The 14,126-nt window shown below is 62.5% G+C and carries 16 protein-coding genes and 1 pseudogene; 10 read left to right on the top strand and 7 right to left on the bottom strand.

Annotated features, from left to right (window positions below; genetic code table 11):
- Positions 1-59: 59 nt before the first annotated feature.
- The gene (locus ACQZAB_RS12140) at positions 60-713 is read right to left on the bottom strand and encodes a site-2 protease family protein (protein ID WP_428389787.1); all 654 of its coding nucleotides are present in this window, start codon (positions 711-713) and stop codon (positions 60-62) included.
- Between the two features lie 315 nt (positions 714-1,028).
- Here ACQZAB_RS12140 and cmk point away from each other — a divergent pair, with 315 nt between their 5' ends.
- The 8 genes from cmk to ACQZAB_RS12100 all read left to right on the top strand — a co-directional run bounded on the left by cmk (position 1,029) and on the right by ACQZAB_RS12100 (position 8,390).
- On the top strand, positions 1,029-1,715 hold the full coding sequence (gene cmk, locus ACQZAB_RS12135) for a (d)CMP kinase (RefSeq protein ID WP_428389786.1): 687 nt from the start codon (positions 1,029-1,031) through the stop codon (positions 1,713-1,715).
- Entirely contained in the window at positions 1,715-2,404 is a 690-nt protein-coding gene (locus tag ACQZAB_RS12130) for a lysophospholipid acyltransferase family protein (RefSeq protein WP_428389785.1), read from the top strand. Before cmk ends, ACQZAB_RS12130 begins: the two co-directional genes overlap by 1 nt.
- 45 nt (positions 2,405-2,449) lie before the next feature.
- The gene (locus ACQZAB_RS12125; protein ID WP_428389784.1) at positions 2,450-4,291 is read left to right on the top strand and encodes a carbon starvation CstA family protein; all 1,842 of its coding nucleotides are present in this window, start codon (positions 2,450-2,452) and stop codon (positions 4,289-4,291) included.
- A gap of 58 nt (positions 4,292-4,349) precedes the next feature.
- A complete protein-coding gene (locus tag ACQZAB_RS12120; RefSeq protein ID WP_428389783.1) occupies positions 4,350-4,817 on the top strand; it encodes a hypothetical protein in 468 nt (155 codons plus the stop codon).
- Positions 4,818-4,827: 10 nt separating this feature from the next.
- Positions 4,828-6,510, top strand: a complete 1,683-nt coding sequence (gene nadB, locus ACQZAB_RS12115) for an L-aspartate oxidase (protein WP_428389782.1) — start codon at positions 4,828-4,830, stop codon at positions 6,508-6,510.
- Positions 6,511-6,534: 24 nt separating this feature from the next.
- A complete protein-coding gene (locus ACQZAB_RS12110) occupies positions 6,535-7,107 on the top strand; it encodes a gamma carbonic anhydrase family protein (protein ID WP_428389781.1) in 573 nt (190 codons plus the stop codon).
- A gap of 189 nt (positions 7,108-7,296) precedes the next feature.
- Positions 7,297-8,019 (top strand): 1-(5-phosphoribosyl)-5-[(5-phosphoribosylamino)methylideneamino]imidazole-4-carboxamide isomerase, encoded by a 723-nt coding sequence (gene hisA, locus ACQZAB_RS12105; protein WP_428389780.1) that lies wholly within the window; start codon positions 7,297-7,299, stop codon positions 8,017-8,019.
- 56 nt (positions 8,020-8,075) lie between these two features.
- Complete coding sequence (locus tag ACQZAB_RS12100; RefSeq protein WP_428389779.1) at positions 8,076-8,390, top strand: hypothetical protein; 315 nt, start codon at positions 8,076-8,078, stop codon at positions 8,388-8,390.
- A 15-nt stretch (positions 8,391-8,405) separates the two neighbouring features.
- Here the strand turns inward: ACQZAB_RS12100 and ACQZAB_RS12095 are convergent, their stop codons facing one another.
- The 3 genes from ACQZAB_RS12095 to ACQZAB_RS12085 all read right to left on the bottom strand — a co-directional run bounded on the left by ACQZAB_RS12095 (position 8,406) and on the right by ACQZAB_RS12085 (position 11,912).
- Entirely contained in the window at positions 8,406-8,882 is a 477-nt protein-coding gene (locus ACQZAB_RS12095) for a barstar family protein (RefSeq protein ID WP_428389778.1), read from the bottom strand.
- The gene (shc, locus tag ACQZAB_RS12090; RefSeq protein ID WP_428389777.1) at positions 8,879-10,855 is read right to left on the bottom strand and encodes a squalene--hopene cyclase; all 1,977 of its coding nucleotides are present in this window, start codon (positions 10,853-10,855) and stop codon (positions 8,879-8,881) included. The genes ACQZAB_RS12095 and shc overlap by 4 nt, the downstream gene beginning before the upstream one ends.
- A gap of 184 nt (positions 10,856-11,039) precedes the next feature.
- Positions 11,040-11,912 carry a LamG-like jellyroll fold domain-containing protein gene (locus ACQZAB_RS12085; protein ID WP_428389776.1) on the bottom strand — a complete coding sequence of 291 codons (873 nt, stop codon included), beginning with the start codon at positions 11,910-11,912 and terminating at the stop codon, positions 11,040-11,042.
- A gap of 182 nt (positions 11,913-12,094) precedes the next feature.
- Here ACQZAB_RS12085 and ACQZAB_RS12080 point away from each other — a divergent pair, with 182 nt between their 5' ends.
- Together ACQZAB_RS12080 and ACQZAB_RS12075 are read left to right on the top strand one after the other, a co-directional pair.
- On the top strand, positions 12,095-12,409 hold the full coding sequence (locus tag ACQZAB_RS12080) for a DUF2089 family protein (protein WP_428389775.1): 315 nt from the start codon (positions 12,095-12,097) through the stop codon (positions 12,407-12,409).
- The gene (locus tag ACQZAB_RS12075) at positions 12,409-12,759 is read left to right on the top strand and encodes a hypothetical protein (protein WP_428389774.1); all 351 of its coding nucleotides are present in this window, start codon (positions 12,409-12,411) and stop codon (positions 12,757-12,759) included. The genes ACQZAB_RS12080 and ACQZAB_RS12075 overlap by 1 nt, the downstream gene beginning before the upstream one ends.
- Here the strand turns inward: ACQZAB_RS12075 and ACQZAB_RS12070 are convergent.
- The 3 genes and pseudogenes from ACQZAB_RS12070 to ACQZAB_RS12060 all read right to left on the bottom strand — a co-directional run bounded on the left by ACQZAB_RS12070 (position 12,746) and on the right by ACQZAB_RS12060 (position 13,867).
- Complete coding sequence (locus ACQZAB_RS12070; RefSeq protein WP_428389773.1) at positions 12,746-13,087, bottom strand: O-methyltransferase; 342 nt, start codon at positions 13,085-13,087, stop codon at positions 12,746-12,748. The two genes, ACQZAB_RS12075 and ACQZAB_RS12070, sit on opposite strands and share 14 nt — an antisense overlap.
- Positions 13,085-13,146: pseudogene (locus tag ACQZAB_RS12065) on the bottom strand (hypothetical protein); the annotation flags it as partial. The gene ACQZAB_RS12070 and the pseudogene ACQZAB_RS12065, both read right to left, overlap by 3 nt.
- Before the next feature lie 49 nt (positions 13,147-13,195).
- Positions 13,196-13,867, bottom strand: a complete 672-nt coding sequence (locus ACQZAB_RS12060) for a hypothetical protein (protein WP_428389772.1) — start codon at positions 13,865-13,867, stop codon at positions 13,196-13,198.
- Between the last annotated feature and the right edge of the window lie 259 nt (positions 13,868-14,126).

Here is a 14,126-nt window from a genome sequence, read left to right as displayed (position 1 = left end):
CTCCTTCGTCTCGGTGAGGTGGCAACGTGATCGCCTCGGTATCGCGGGCGTTGGTTGGTTTAGCCGGTGATGATGCTGAGATAGATAAGGGCGAGGTTGATGATTTGGGGGGCGACGAGGGGGATGGTGATGAAGGCGAAGACGAACATGAGGATGTGGACGCCTTGCTTGGCGGGGTCGGTGATGAAGTCAGCGAATTGTCGGTTGTAGTTGGCGAAGATATGGCTGCCGTCGAGGGGCGGGACGGGGAGGAGGTTGAAAAAGGCGAGGATGAGGTTGGCGGCGCCGGCGACCCAGAGGAAGGTGTTGGCGTTGGTGGCCCAGGTGGCTTCGGGGGGGAGGAGGTCGAAGCGGAGGAGGAGGCCGAGGGTGGTGAGGGCGAGGATGGCGAGGAGGATGTTGGAGGCGGGGCCAGCGGCGGCGACAAGGGCTCCGGCGTGGCGGCCTTTGAGGCGGGTGTGATCGACGGGCATCTGTCCCCAGGCGATGCCGGCGATGAGGAGGGCGATGAGGGAGAAGGGCCCCATGTGGACGATGGGGTTGCCGGTTAGGCGGTTGAGGTGGATGGGGGTGTCGTCGCCCAGGTAGACGGCGGCGAAGCCGTGGGCGAGCTCGTGGATGGTGATGGAGATGATGACGACGAGGATCCAGCTGAGCGCGTAGAACTGCGTGGTGGGGTCGAGGAGTTGGGTGAAGAAGAGGCCTTGGCCCATGAGGGATTCCTTGGTTTTTGGGGCATGTTACAAGGCGTGTGGTTCGTGGTGGCTTGGTGGTGATTGTCCCGGGGGCTTGCGGGCCGGGCTTTGTGTGCGAGGGTGGTTTGGTTGTTGTTCCATGAGGGTGGCTTCTGGGGGTGGGGTGATGGTTGGTTGTCGGCACGACTATGAAGGGTCGTGGTACCCGGCGGATCGGGGGATGTGGCCGCGGTCGCGTCGCGACCGGGCTCATTTGTCGGACGGTTAGGGGTGGCTTGAGGATGTGTTCGTCTGTTGCGGCAGGGGGGGCTTGGGGGCGTTAGACTTTGCGGCATGAAGCGATTGATTGTGACGCTTGATGGTCCGGCGGGTTCGGGGAAGTCGACGGCGGCGTGGCGGCTGGCGGAGCGGCTGGGCGTGGAGATGCTGGATACGGGGGCGATGTATCGTGGGTTGACGGCGAAGGCTCTGGGGCGGGGGATTGATATCGGGGAGGAGCCTCATGCGGTGGTGGAGTTGGCGCGGTCGGTGGGGGTGCGGTTTGACTGGACGGCGTCGCCGCCTCGGTTGCTGGTGGGTGAGCGGGACCTGACGGATCGACTGCGGGATCCGGATGTGACGTCGTGGGTGTCGGACGTGTCGTCGATGACGGCGGTACGGAAGGTGATGGTGGAGGCGCAGCGACGGATCGCTGAGGCTCATCCTCGGTTGGTGACGGAGGGTCGGGATCAGGGGTCGGTGGTGTTTCCGGATGCGGATGCGAAGTTTTATCTGGATGCGAGTCCTTCGATCCGGGCGAAGCGGCGGGCGGATCAGCTTCGGGCGGCGGGGAAGCCTGTGGATCTGGAGCAGATTCGGGAGGCGATCATTCTGCGGGATCGGAAGGATGCGACGCGTCAGGATGGGCCGCTGATCTGTCCAGATGATGCGGAGCGGATTGATACCTCGGAGATGGAATTGGATGAGGTGGTGGATCTGCTGGAGGAGCGGGTGCGGTCGCTGGTGGGGGTGGAGGTCTGATGCTGGGGGCGCTTCGGCATCGGCAGCCGGGCAGTGCGTGGTATCGGGTGGCGTGGTGGACGTTGTGTGCGACGACGCTTTATAGCTGGTTCATGCTTTGCTACCGGATGCGTATCTGGGGTTCTGGTCATCTGCCAAGTCGCGGGCCGGTGCTGCTGGTGGGCAATCATCAGTCGTACATGGATCCGATGTTGCTGGCGGCGGCTTGTCATCGGCGGCAGTTTTATTCGATGGCGAGGGATTCTCTGTGGGCGAAGGGATGGCTGGCGTTTTTGCTGAACTCGGTGAATTCGATGCCGGTTCGTCGGGTGGAGGGGGGCATGGGGGATATGGCGGCGATGCGGGGCTTTATTCAGAAGTTGGGTGAGGGTCAGGCGCTGCTGGTGTATCCGGAGGGGACGCGGAGTGAGGATGGGGAGGTGGCTGAGTTTTCGCCTGGGCTGATGCTTCTGATCAAGCGCGCGAAGCCGGTGGTGGTGCCGGTGGCGGTGGAGGGACCGTTTGATGTGTGGCCGAAGGGGCGGGGTCTGCCGAAGCTGAAGGGGCAGATTGGTGTGAGCCTGGGTGAGCCGATTGCGGCGGAGCGGCTGATTCCGATGGGGGCGGAGGGGGCGCTGGGTTTTTTGAGGGAGCGCGTGGTGGCCGAGCAGGCGGAGATGCGGGAGCGGTTTGAGCGGTGGCGGGTCTGATGTTGTCTTACTGACGATTCCGAGGGGTTGTTATGCTTGCGGGTCATGGGACCTCTCGCGATCGCCCTGGGTTCGGGGCTTCTTCTGATTCTGGCTTACTGGACGTATGGGCGTTGGCTCGGGCGTCGGGTGTTTGGTTTGGATCCGGGGGCGGTGTGTCCTTCGAAGCGTTTGCGGGACGGGGTGGATTTTGTGCCGACGCCGACGGTGGTGGTGTTCGGTCATCATTTCACGTCGATCGCGGGGACGGGACCGATCGTGGGGCCGGCGATCGCGGTGATGTGGGGCTGGGTGCCGGCGTTGGCGTGGGTGTTGATGGGTTCGATCTTTATTGGGGCGGTTCATGATTTTGGGTCGCTGGTGGTATCGCTACGGAATCGCGGGCAGACGGTGGGTGAGGTGGCGGGTCGTGTGATTGTGCCGCGGGTGCGGTTGTTGTTTCTGGGGGTGTTGTTTCTGGCGCTGACGATCGTGCTGGCGATTTTTGGGTTGGTGATTGCGGCGGTGTTCAAGACGTATCCGGCGGCGATCACGCCTTGTCTGTTGCAGATTCCGTTGGCGGTGATGATTGGCTTGTGGATGCGTCGGGGAGGGCGGAAGCTGCTGGTGCCGTCGGTGCTGGTGCTGGGGCTGATGTATCTGTCGGTTGTCTACGGGGACAGCGGGGTGCTGGCGGGGTTTAACGGGTATCTGGCGAGCCGGGATGTGATGTGGTGGGTGATTGCGTTGTTGTTGTACAGCGCGGTGGCATCGATTCTGCCGGTGGGTTTGTTGTTGCAGCCGAGGGATTACATCAACAGCCTGCAGTTGATTACGGCGTTGGGGATGGTGGTGTTGGGGCTGGTGGTGGCTGCGTTTATTGGTGGGGCACCGGTGCAGGGGGTGCGCCCGCCTCTGGAGATTGCGGCGCCGGCGTGGGAGTGGTCGCCTGAGGGTGCGCCGGCGATGCTGCCGTTTTTGTTTATCACGATTGCGTGCGGGGCGATCAGCGGGTTTCACTGCTTGGTGAGTTCGGGGACGACGTCGAAGCAGTTGATGTCGGAGCCTGCGGCGCGGTGTGTGGGATTTGGCGGGATGCTGACGGAGGGTTTTCTGGCAACGGTGGTGATTCTGGCGTGTGTGGCGGGTTTGGGTTTGGGGGTGGCTGGGAGCCAGGGCGGGGTTCTGCTGGGGGCGGAGGCGTGGGCGAGTCGGTATGACTCGTGGGCGTCGGCGGACTCGCTGGCGCGAAAGGTGGGCGGGTTTGTGGATGGGTCGGCGAATCTGCTGAAGGCGATCGGGGTGCCGGGAGGGATTGCGGTGGCGCTGATGGGGGTGCTGGTGGCGTCGTTTGCGGGGACGACGCTGGACACGGCTTGTCGGTTGCAGCGTTATGTGATTCAGGAGTTGGCGGGAACGGTGGCGGAGCGCGGGGTGCGTACGGGTGCGTCGCATGGTGTGGTCACTGGGGTGGTTTCGGTGTTTCGGAGTCGGTGGGTGGCGACGGCGGTGGCGGTGGTGATCGCGACGGGGATGGCAGCGATGCCGGCACCGGGCAGGGAGTGGGGCTGGGCGACGGCGGGTCAGGGGGGGCTGATTTTATGGCCGATGTTCGGGGCGACGAATCAGCTGCTGGGTGGGTTGGCATTTCTGGTGATTGCTTTTTATCTGCGTCGGCAGGCGAAGCCGGTTTGGTTTCTGGTGGCCCCGATGGTGTTCATGCTGGTGATTCCGGCCTGGGCGTTGATTACCCAGTTGGTGGGGTGGTGGGGGAGTGAGCATCCGAACTGGCTGCTGATTGGGGTGGCGGTGGTGACGCTGGTTATTGAGGTCTGGATGATTGCGGAGGCGGTGGTGGTGTGGCGGAAGGTGGAGCCGGGGTCGGGACTGCGGCGGCTGGCGTGGTAGTCGGAGCTGAGTCGGGAGCGGGTTGGTGTCGGGGGAGGTCTGGCCCTAGACTTTGGTGATGATGAAGGCCCTGCGAGCGTTGGTTTTGGTTGGTCTGGCGGCGGTGAGCGTCGGGTGTCTGGCCCCACGGCCGGAGCTTGAGGTTTCGCGGGTGGAGGTGCTGGAATCGAGTTCGGAGGGGGCGTCGGTGCTGGTGGTGCTGGCGATGGAGAATCCTTGGGACGAGCCGGTTCAGCTGGGGTGGGTGGATTTCACGGTGTCGGTGGAAGGGGGGGCGAGTTTTTCGGATCGCGACCTGCCGGCGGCGAGCCTGCCGGCTTCGGGTGTGCAGACGATTGAGTTGCTGGCGGCGTTGTCGACTGAGGGCGGGGCGGTGATGGGGCAGCCGTTTAAGGCGTCGGGGAAGGTGACGTATACGCCGCCTGGTGATTTGCGGGTGGTGATGACGGAGACGGGGATCCCGCTACCGCGGGCTGAGTTCTCTTATTCTGGCGTTCTGCCGACTGACGCGGTGACACGGCGGTAAGGCGGCGGCGATGCTTAGCGAGTTCTTCGAAGAGAGGCGTTATCTCATCCCGTTTCGGGCGACGCTTTTGCCGCAGATTTTCACGGATGTGCTGGTGATCGGGACGGGTGTTGCGGGGATGTCGGCGGCGGTGGAATCGGCGAATGGGGGCGGGCATACGGATGTGATTCTGACGTGCAAGGGGGCGTGGGACCGGACAAGCACGGCGTGGGCGCAGGGGGGTATCTCGGCGGTGCTGGGGGGTGAGGATTCGGTTGAGGCGCATGTGGAGGACACGCTTCATGCGGGTGGGGATTTGTGTGATGCTGGGGTGGCTCGGGAGATCGTGGCGGAGAGTGCGGCGCAGATTGAGCGGCTGGCTCGGCTGGGCATGGCGCTGGATCGGGAGCCGGGTGGGGGTTATCAGCTTGGGCGGGAAGGGGGGCATCGGCGGGCGCGGATTGTTCATGCTCATGGTGATGCGACGGGGAAGGCGTTGGCGGCCACGCTACATGAGCAGGTGGAGAAGAGTCCCTCGATTCGGTTGTTTGATCAGTGTTTTGTGCTGGATCTGATTACGCGAGAGGGCGCGCCGTCGAGTTGTCTGGGGGCGATCACCTATCACCCGAAGTTTGGGTTGCAGGTGATCTGGGCGCATACGACGGTGCTGTCGACGGGTGGGTGCGGTCAGGTGTTTCGGGAGTCGACGAATCCGGAGGTGGCGACGGGGGATGGTCTGGCGATGGCCTATCGGGCGGGTGCTGCGATGGCGGATCTGGCGTTTATCCAGTTTCATCCGACGACGCTTTACATTGCGGGGGCGACGCGGTCGCTGATTACGGAGGCGGTGCGTGGGGAGGGGGCTCGGCTGATTGATCGGACGGGTCATCGGTTCATGGCGGACTATGACGAGCGAGGGGAGCTGGCGCCGCGGGATGTGGTGAGCCGGTCGATCGTGGCGCAGATGGCGAAGACGGGGCATACGAATGTGTATTTGGATGTGCGGCATTTTGAGGCGGGGCGGTTTGCGGAGCGGTTTCCCGGGATTGATCGGCGGCTGAGGGAGTTTGGGATTGATCCGACGGAGCAGCCGATTCCGATTCAGCCGGCGGCGCATTACATGGTGGGCGGGGTGTTGGCGGACACGCATGGGCGGACGAATGTGACGGACCTGCTTTGTGTGGGTGAGGCGTCGGCGACGGGGTTTCATGGGGCGAATCGACTGGCTTCGAACAGTCTGCTGGAGGGGTTGGTGTGCGGGGCGCGGGCGGGGGTTCTGGCGCGGGAGCGGGCGGCGGAGGTGGCGGGGCATACGCCTATGAAGGTGATCTCGGATATTCGGCCTTCGGATCGGTCGGAGTTGGACCTGCCTGATGTGCGGTCGTCGCTACGGAGTGTGATGTGGCGTCACGTGGGGATCGAGCGGGATGGGAAGCGGCTGGATGAGGTGGAGGGGATGATCGATTTCTGGGCGCGGTACACGATGGACAAGATTTTTGATGACGTGGCGGGGTGGGAGGTTCAGAACATGTTGACGGCGGGCGGGATGATCACGCGGGCTGCGCAGTGGCGGGAGGAGAGTCGGGGGACGCATTACCGGCTGGATCATCCGGAGCCGGTGGAGGCGTTTCGAGTGCGCGATGTGTGGCAGCGTGGCAAGGCGGAGCCGGAGCGGCTGGGTGTTTCGGATGATGTGGTTGTGAGTGATGGCTGATATTGGTTAGGCGGTATTGCTGATATGAGTATGAGCAAGCGGCATGGTGTTTATCTGGCGGATACGGCGCGGGTGCTGGGGGATGTGCGTGTGGGGAAGGACGTGACGTTTTGGTACGGGGCGGCGGTGCGCGGGGATGTGGCACCGATTGTGATTGGGGATCGGACGAACGTGCAGGACAATGCGGTGATTCATTGTGATTCGGGGATGCCGAATGTCATTGGCAATGATGTGGTGATCGGTCATGCGGCGGTGGTGCATGGGTCGGAGATCGGGGATGGGTCTTTGATCGGGATGCAGGCGACGGTGTTGGGTCAGTCGAAGATCGGGAAGGGGTGTCTGATTGCGGCGGGTGCGGTGGTGCGGCCGGGGATGGAGGTGCCGGACGGGATGGTGGTAATGGGGTTGCCGGGGAAGGTGCTTCGGGAGACGACGGAGAATGAGAAGAAGTACATGAAGTGGTTGGCGGCACACTATGTGGAGCTGGCGCGGCTGCACGTGGAGGAGCCGGGGCATGCCCGGATACGGGCGTGGGATGGGAATGCTCCGGAGGGTGAGGTGGTGGGGCATCCGGCGCCGCCGCCTTTGTATGACTGATGGTTGAAGCACACCCGGGCTTGCTCTCGGGGCACGTGAAGAAGTAAGTGAGGGGCCCCAGGACTTCCGTCCTGGGCTCGTAAAGGCAGAGGGGTCCTAAGACTTGCGTCCTGGGCTCGTGAAGGCAAGACCGTTTATAGAAACTAGAACTCGGGCTATCAGCAGCCTGCTTAGCGATAGAGGATTGTGATGATTTTGTTTCCAGCGATTGACATGCGTGGGGGGAAGGTGGTGCGGTTGTATCAGGGGGATTACGGGCAGCAGACGACGTATGGGGAGAGCCCGCTAGATCAGGCTCGGGCGTTTAAAGAGGCGGGGGCGACGTGGGTGCATCTGGTGGATCTGGATGGGGCGCGGTCGGGGCGGATGGAGCATCTGAAGGAGATTGCTTCGATCTGTCAGGAGACATCGCTGAAGGTGGAGGTTGGGGGCGGGGTGCGGTCGGATGTGACGATAGACAATCTGCTGCGAGCGGGGGTGGATCGGGTGGTGCTGGGGACGGCGGCGCTCAAGAACTGGTCGTGGTTTGAGGGGCTGATGGGGAATCCCACGTATCGGGGGCGGCTGGTGCTTGGTTTGGATGCGAAGGCGGGCAGGGTGGCGGTGGACGGCTGGGAGCAGACGACGGCGACGACGGCGATGGAGTTGGCGGCGAAGGTGTCGGACTGGCCGTTGGCGGCGATTGTCTTTACGGATATCGCGACGGATGGGACGTTGGAGGGGCCGAGTCTGGCGGCGACGCGGGAGGTGGCGGAGGCAACGCATGTGCCGGTGGTGGCGAGCGGGGGGGTGGGGACGATCGCGGACCTGGAGGCGATTAAGGGGTTGCCGGTGCAGGGGGCGATCATCGGGCGGTCGTTGTATGAGGGGCGGTTTACGTTGGAAGAAGCGCTTCGGGCGTTTGAGGGTTGAGAGAACCTTGGCCCCGGGCTTCCGCCTGGAGCTCGTTTTGATTAGAGGTATTGAAGATGGCGCAGACAGGATCGGATGCGGGTTCGGAGAATCCGTTGCAAGGGTATTTTGAGTGGCAGGTGACGACGCTTTTGCTGGCGTATGACCTGAGTGATCCGGTGGCGCGGGGGGATGCGGAGGCGGCGGAGCGTCGTCGTCGGCGGGTGGAGGAGGAGGTGTCGGCGTTGTCGCTGGGGGTGATCCCGAAGCAGTATCAGCAGGATCCGGAATTGAACTGGCCGCCTGAGGTGATGATGAGCATCACGAAGGCGACGCTGCTGCGGACGTTCGAGATCTCGGGGGCGGTGCTGGAGGGGGAGTTGGAGGGATGAGGGGCTAGAAAGCCTCTACACGCTGAGCGGATTGAATCTGTACTTGCTTAGATGTGAAGCATCCAGGATGCGTGAGAAGTTATTCAAGATGACCACGGCCTTGTACGGCTCTTGTCGTTCACGCCAGTCTCGGTCTGCGTCGACGAACAGATCAAGGGCTTTGACCTGCATCTCATCGGATACATCATTCAACCCGTGCACACTGACGACGAATGTACCTTTCGGGTAAAGGCGTTCATCCGTCTCGGCAATGCACTCGAAACACGAGTCCCAGTTGGGCATGAAGTATGGTGGAAAGCCGAATGAGGCTCCGAGTCTGGCGATGATCCACATTTTGCCGTGAGCGCCGCAGTTCTGGAAACTCGTTGGGCGGAATAGCAGCTCTCCATCATCGAACGGATGATGCCAGAAGTACGGGAAGTCTTTGGCCAAGTAGAGCGTCTCGGAAGCCGTCTTCAGCGTCAACAGCTTCCGTGAGTGTTCAACTGTCATCGAGTTTGATGAGCTTGAAACCATCTTCCTAACGCCATGACCGGGAAGTAGAGTCGGTAGAGGTGGTAGCGGAGGTAGAAGACGCGGGGGAAGCCGGTGCCGGTGAATTCGGTTTCGAGCCAGTCGCTGTCGGGTTGTTGGGTGTTGATGAGCCATTGGGCGGCGGCGGTGACGGCGGGGTCGTCGGGTCCGTAGATGGCCTGGAGGGTCATCATGGCCCAGGCGGTTTGGGAGGCGGTGGGGGGGCCTTGCCCGCGTAGGGAGGGGTCTTCGTAGGTGTCGGCGGATTCGCCGAAGGCGCCGTCGGGTTGCTGGACGGATTTGAGCCATTCGCCGGCTTTGCGGATCCAGGGTTGGGTCATGTCGTAGCCGAGGCGGTCGAGGCCGCCGATGGATTGCCAGGTGCCGTAGATGTAATTGACGCCCCAGCGGCCGAAGAAGGGGCCGTCGGGTTCCTGGCGGGACTGGATGTACCTGATGGCGCGTTGGACGGCGGGGTGGTCGGCGGTGAAGCCGTGGTGGCCGAGGCACTCGAGGACGCGGCCGGTGATGTCGGGGCAGGAGGGGTCCTGCATGGCGTTGTGGTCGGCGAAGGGGACGTATTCGAGGATGGATCGTCCAGCGGCGTTTTTGTCGAAGGCGGCCCATCCGCCATCGGGGTTCTGCATGGCGAGGACCCAGTCGACGCCTCGGTTGCCGGCGGCGATGGCGTCTTCGCGGTGGGTTCGGTGGAGGGCCATGGCGACCATGACGGTGTCATCGCAGTCGGGGTACCAGGCGTTTTCGTATTCGAAGAACCAACCGGCGGCGGGGGTGTCGTCGGGGAGGTTGTTGGCCCAGTCGCCTTTGATCGTGACTTCTTTGCTGATGAGCCAGTCGGTGGCGCGGTTAAGGCCTTCGTGGGTGTGGTCGAGGCCGGCTTCGGTGAGGGCGTAGGCGGCGATGCCGGTGTCCCAGACGGGCGAGAAACAGGGTTGGAGGCGGATGTCGTGGGTGTCGGGGTCTTTGATCATGAAGCGGTCGAGCTGGCGGCGGGCTTCGACGAGGAAGGGGTGGTCCTCGGGGTAGCCGAGGCAGAGCCGGAAGGCGACCTGGAGGTAGACCATGGGTGGGAAGATGGCGGCGAGGCCGTCGGTGTGGTCGAGCCGTGTGAGGACCCATTGTTCCATCTGCTTGATCGCGCCGGCTCGCCAGGGTGTGCCGCCCATGAGGTCGACGAGTTTGAGGGCTTTGTCGATCCAGCTGAAGACGGGTGTCCAGAAGGGGTGGGGGTTGAGGACGGTGGGGAGCAAGCGGTTGCGGTCGCGTTCGGAGAGGTAGAGCTCGTCGATGCGGAGGTGTTCGGGCAGGTGGCGGACGGGTTTGTGGGTGACGACGATGGAGAGGGTGATGATCATCGCCCGGGTCCAGGAGGCGATTTTGTCGAGGTGGAAGTAGAACCATTTGGGGAAGCGGATGATCTCGGGCGGGATGGAGGGGATGGCCGAGTAGGGGACCTGTCCGAGGCAGGCGAGGTAGAAGTTGGAGAAGGTGTTGACGCGTTCTGCACCGCCGGCGTCGAGGATGGCCTGGCGGGCACGGGCCATGTGGGGGGCGCGGGTGTCGTCGCCGGCGAGCTTGAGGCAGAAGTAGCCTTTGACGGTGGCGGAGAGGTCGATGGGCGCGCCGGGGTACTGGCCCCAGGTGCCGTCGGGTCGCTGTTGTTTGCGGAGGTGGTTGGCGATGTGTGGGAGCCGGGGGTCGTCTTCCTGTCCGAGGATCCATTTCATCAGGATGTATTCGGATTGGAGGATGGAGTCGCCTTCGAGCTCGGCGCACCAGTGGCCGTCGTTGTGCTGGAGGGAGAGGAGCTTGGCAACGGCGTTATCGAGGCTGGCTTTAGCGCGGTCCCTGAGCAGGGCGGTCGTGGGGGGTGGCGACTGCTGGTCGTCCTGAGAGACGTTGGCGAGGGCCTCGGCGAGGGCAGGGTCCATCGGGGCTCCGTGGGGCGTTGATCGGCGGGCATCGACGCGGGGTCTTGGGTGGGTAAGGGATTATCCGCAGGTTATCTGGGATGGTGTTGGTGCTCAATGAGTGTCGGGCTCAGTGGCGGACAAAAGATAAACGCAGCGCCCGGAGGCGCTGCGTTTATCGGTGTGGTTGGATTGGGTCGTCGTCTTAGCGGCGACGGAGCATGGCCACGGCGGCGAGGCCGAGGAGGGCGGCCGAGGCGGGCTCGGGGACGAAACCGCCATCGCGAACAAAGACGTCGGTCAGGGCCGCGGTTGAGAGGGCTTCGTCCCAGACGCGGACGTTGTCCTGGTAGCCGTTGAGGGAGGTGTCGGCGGTGGGGGCGGCGGAGGTGAAGCCGATGCCGAATTCGGTGGCGGCTCCGCCATCGGACTGGACGGGGCCGATGGCACCGGTGGTGGCGACGCCTGCGACGGCGAGGGGGCTGGTGGTGCTGCCGAGATAGAAGGTCATGTTGTCGGTGGCGACGGAGAGGTCAACGGCGACGGCGAGGAAGACCCACTGGTCGAGGGCGTTGATATCGAGGTCGGTCTGGAAGCCGGCGGCGAAGCCGTTGTCTCCGCCGACGAAGAGGGCGGTGCGGACGTTGTCGGCGGCGCGGGTGCCGGTGTTGGGGTTATTGAGGTTCCAGGAGGGGCCGGGGAAGGAGCCGCCGCCTTGCTCGGAGATGAGGCGGACGTTGCCGGAGCCGCCTTGGGCGGAGTTGAGGTCCTGGATGTTGATCCAGGTGGAGAGGGTGAAGGTATTGAGTCCGTCGATGACGTCGAGGTCGCCGGCGGAGAAGATGCTGCCGGCACCGGCGGCGGTGAGGTCAGCGGCGAGGCCGGAGCCCGAAGGGGTGTTGGCAATGCGGGCGGCGGTGGCACCGGGGACGCCGTCGCCAGCTGCGCCGAGCGTGCCGGTGTTGATGGCGTTGCCGGCGGTCTCGTCAAAGGTCCATTCGAGGAGCAGGTCGGCGTTCGCGGTGGCGGTGGTGAGTGCGAGGGCGCTCGCGGCCAGAAGGGTGGTACGGGTGGTCATTTCTCTCTCCTATGAGGTGTCAGGTTTGCAGTCGAGACGGCCTTAGTCGTGGCTTCTAAAGAGATTAACCGAATCGGAGGGGTTTGTGAAGGGTGTTCTTTGAGACGAATTATTCAATCATCTTCATCTACATCTTGATTTTCTTTAAGTCTACATTTAAGATTGTTTATTGAGATTGAATAATGACAAAGTCGCAAGATCATCCGTTGCAGCAGCTGAGTCGGGAGGATCAGGATCTGATCCTGTCGTGGGTGCTGCATTCGGGGTCGTTGAAGGGGCTGGCGGAGGTTTATGGGGTGTCGTATCCGACGATTCGGGCTCGGGTGGATCGGGTGATTGAGCGGCTGGAGGCGATTCGTGCGGGTCGGCGGCCGAGTCCGGTGGCGGAGTATCTCGCGGGGTTGGTTGAGAGGGGGGAGATGAGCCCTGCGGCTGCGCGGGAAGTACTTAGGCGTGTTCGGGAGGAGACAGAGGCTTCAGAGGAAGGAACAGACTGATGGCATGGTGGAGTGAAACAACTGCGGCTTATGCTGGCGGCTACGGTGGAGCGACTGTCGGGATCTACTGCGGTTTACTTGGCGGAATCTCGGGAACGCTTGCGCCGCGTGGGATTGGTAAGGTCTGGGTGCTGGGCGCGTGGCTCCTGATGATCGCTTTTGGGTTGGTGACGTTGATTGCTGGTGTGGTTGCGCTCATCGACCAGCAGCCGTATCACGTGTACTACCCGCTGCTGTTGGGTGGCTTTCTTTGTGGTGTGCTCGGGTCGATCCTGCTGCCGGTGATCTGGATGCGCTATCGGGAAGCGGAGCAGCGGAAGCTTGCGGCGCGTGAGCTCATGCAGAGTTAGGCTCTATCTCGCTACGTTTGCGAGCGAGCAGGAGGCCGTCGTACATGGGTAAGAAGCTGGCGTCGACGCGTGGGTCGGTGGCGATGGTGCAGTTGAGTTCTCGGATGGCCATGATGGAAGGTTCGGAGTTTTGAGGGTCCGCGACATGGCCGGAGCGGAGCATGTTGTCGAGGGCGATGATCTTGCCTGGCCTGAGGAGTTTGTGGGTGAGCTCGTAGTAGGCGGGGTAGGCGATTTTGTCGGCGTCGATGTAGGCGAGGTCGAAGGTGTTTTCGTGGCCTTGAGGAGGGTGGTGAGCCCGGTGAAGACGCCGACTTCGAGGATGCACTGAGCGTTGAGGGTCTGGACGAGGAAGGCGAGGAATTGAGCCTGGAGAGGCTCGGTCATCTGGCTTGAATTAAACATAACTATGATTATCGGACTTTGTATCTATTCCTCAGGGAAGTGCTCTCAAGGCCATCTCAGTCTGACTCCTCGCGGGGAGGTGCGAGATCGGTCTTGGTGTGTTTGGTTGTATCGGCTCGGATGCCTGAGGCAGATGCAACTGATTGAGCCATTTCTTGATCTCCTGCGCGGTTTGATCCCGGTCGATGACCAATCGGATGCGTGTGTCGCGATGCTTTATGACGAGCGAGTGCTCGCCGTCGTCATTCGAATCCATATGTGCGCTGGATAGCTCGTCGAGGGGGTATCTCTTTACGAGAAACGATGCGTTCGATATGGCCCAGATGAATCCCTCGGTCGGCATCTTTCCGGACGCTATGGCAAGCGTGTCGCGGGTGATCCTGATGAAACGCTGTTTGCCGTAAGTGGCGAGGAAACCGACGCCGGTGATAGCCCAGACAGCCAGAGCAGTATTGAACAGTATCAGCACCCATCCCATGTATCCGGAAGCCGGATAGATCCGGGATGGGTTAGACAGATGCAGGTTTGTCTGCAGCGCGAAGAGCATACAACCGGCAAGCAGGCTTAGTGGAATCAGTGTTGCGAGTGTCTTTGTCGGATTGGTATAGGGTCCAAGCCTGGCAAAATCCTTGCCCCATGGTTCGTGCCATTCGATGACTGGTTGGTACCCATTCACTGCATCGATCTCGAGAGGTCGTGGCACCGTCGTGCGCTGAATCAGGGTGAAGACTCAATTCCTACGGGTGTGTTCAGGTTTATCGGCCAGCCATGCCTGGACGCTTTCGGCGGTCTCTTCTGTGTCGATCACGAAACGTATTGCGTTAGTGTTCGAACGAATGGGTAACGAGCGTACCGGTGATGGGTAGCGCATAAAAAAAGCACTGATGCGGGGGCTGATCCTAACGGGCACGGTCGGTTCGGTTCCACGCATGCGAGATGCGTGGTCGTGATCGATCGTCTCT

The organism is Mucisphaera sp., from assembly GCF_965279675.1.
GTDB lineage: Bacteria > Planctomycetota > Phycisphaerae > Phycisphaerales > Phycisphaeraceae > Mucisphaera.
This window is presented reverse-complemented; position numbering and strand designations above follow the sequence as displayed.

Coding starts and splice junctions, on each gene's coding strand:
- ACQZAB_RS12120 (WP_428389783.1), top strand. CDS start 4,350: ATGATGAAGGCCCTGCGAGCGTTGGTTTTGGTTGGTCTGGCGGCGGTG.
- cmk (WP_428389786.1), top strand. CDS start 1,029: ATGAAGCGATTGATTGTGACGCTTGATGGTCCGGCGGGTTCGGGGAAG.
- nadB (WP_428389782.1), top strand. CDS start 4,828: ATGCTTAGCGAGTTCTTCGAAGAGAGGCGTTATCTCATCCCGTTTCGG.
- hisA (WP_428389780.1), top strand. CDS start 7,297: ATGATTTTGTTTCCAGCGATTGACATGCGTGGGGGGAAGGTGGTGCGG.
- ACQZAB_RS12100 (WP_428389779.1), top strand. CDS start 8,076: ATGGCGCAGACAGGATCGGATGCGGGTTCGGAGAATCCGTTGCAAGGG.
- ACQZAB_RS12080 (WP_428389775.1), top strand. CDS start 12,095: ATGACAAAGTCGCAAGATCATCCGTTGCAGCAGCTGAGTCGGGAGGAT.
- shc (WP_428389777.1), bottom strand. CDS start 10,855: ATGGACCCTGCCCTCGCCGAGGCCCTCGCCAACGTCTCTCAGGACGAC.
- ACQZAB_RS12075 (WP_428389774.1), top strand. CDS start 12,409: ATGGCATGGTGGAGTGAAACAACTGCGGCTTATGCTGGCGGCTACGGT.
- ACQZAB_RS12085 (WP_428389776.1), bottom strand. CDS start 11,912: ATGACCACCCGTACCACCCTTCTGGCCGCGAGCGCCCTCGCACTCACC.
- ACQZAB_RS12110 (WP_428389781.1), top strand. CDS start 6,535: ATGAGTATGAGCAAGCGGCATGGTGTTTATCTGGCGGATACGGCGCGG.
- ACQZAB_RS12125 (WP_428389784.1), top strand. CDS start 2,450: ATGGGACCTCTCGCGATCGCCCTGGGTTCGGGGCTTCTTCTGATTCTG.
- ACQZAB_RS12095 (WP_428389778.1), bottom strand. CDS start 8,882: ATGACAGTTGAACACTCACGGAAGCTGTTGACGCTGAAGACGGCTTCC.
- ACQZAB_RS12140 (WP_428389787.1), bottom strand. CDS start 713: ATGGGCCAAGGCCTCTTCTTCACCCAACTCCTCGACCCCACCACGCAG.
- ACQZAB_RS12130 (WP_428389785.1), top strand. CDS start 1,715: ATGCTGGGGGCGCTTCGGCATCGGCAGCCGGGCAGTGCGTGGTATCGG.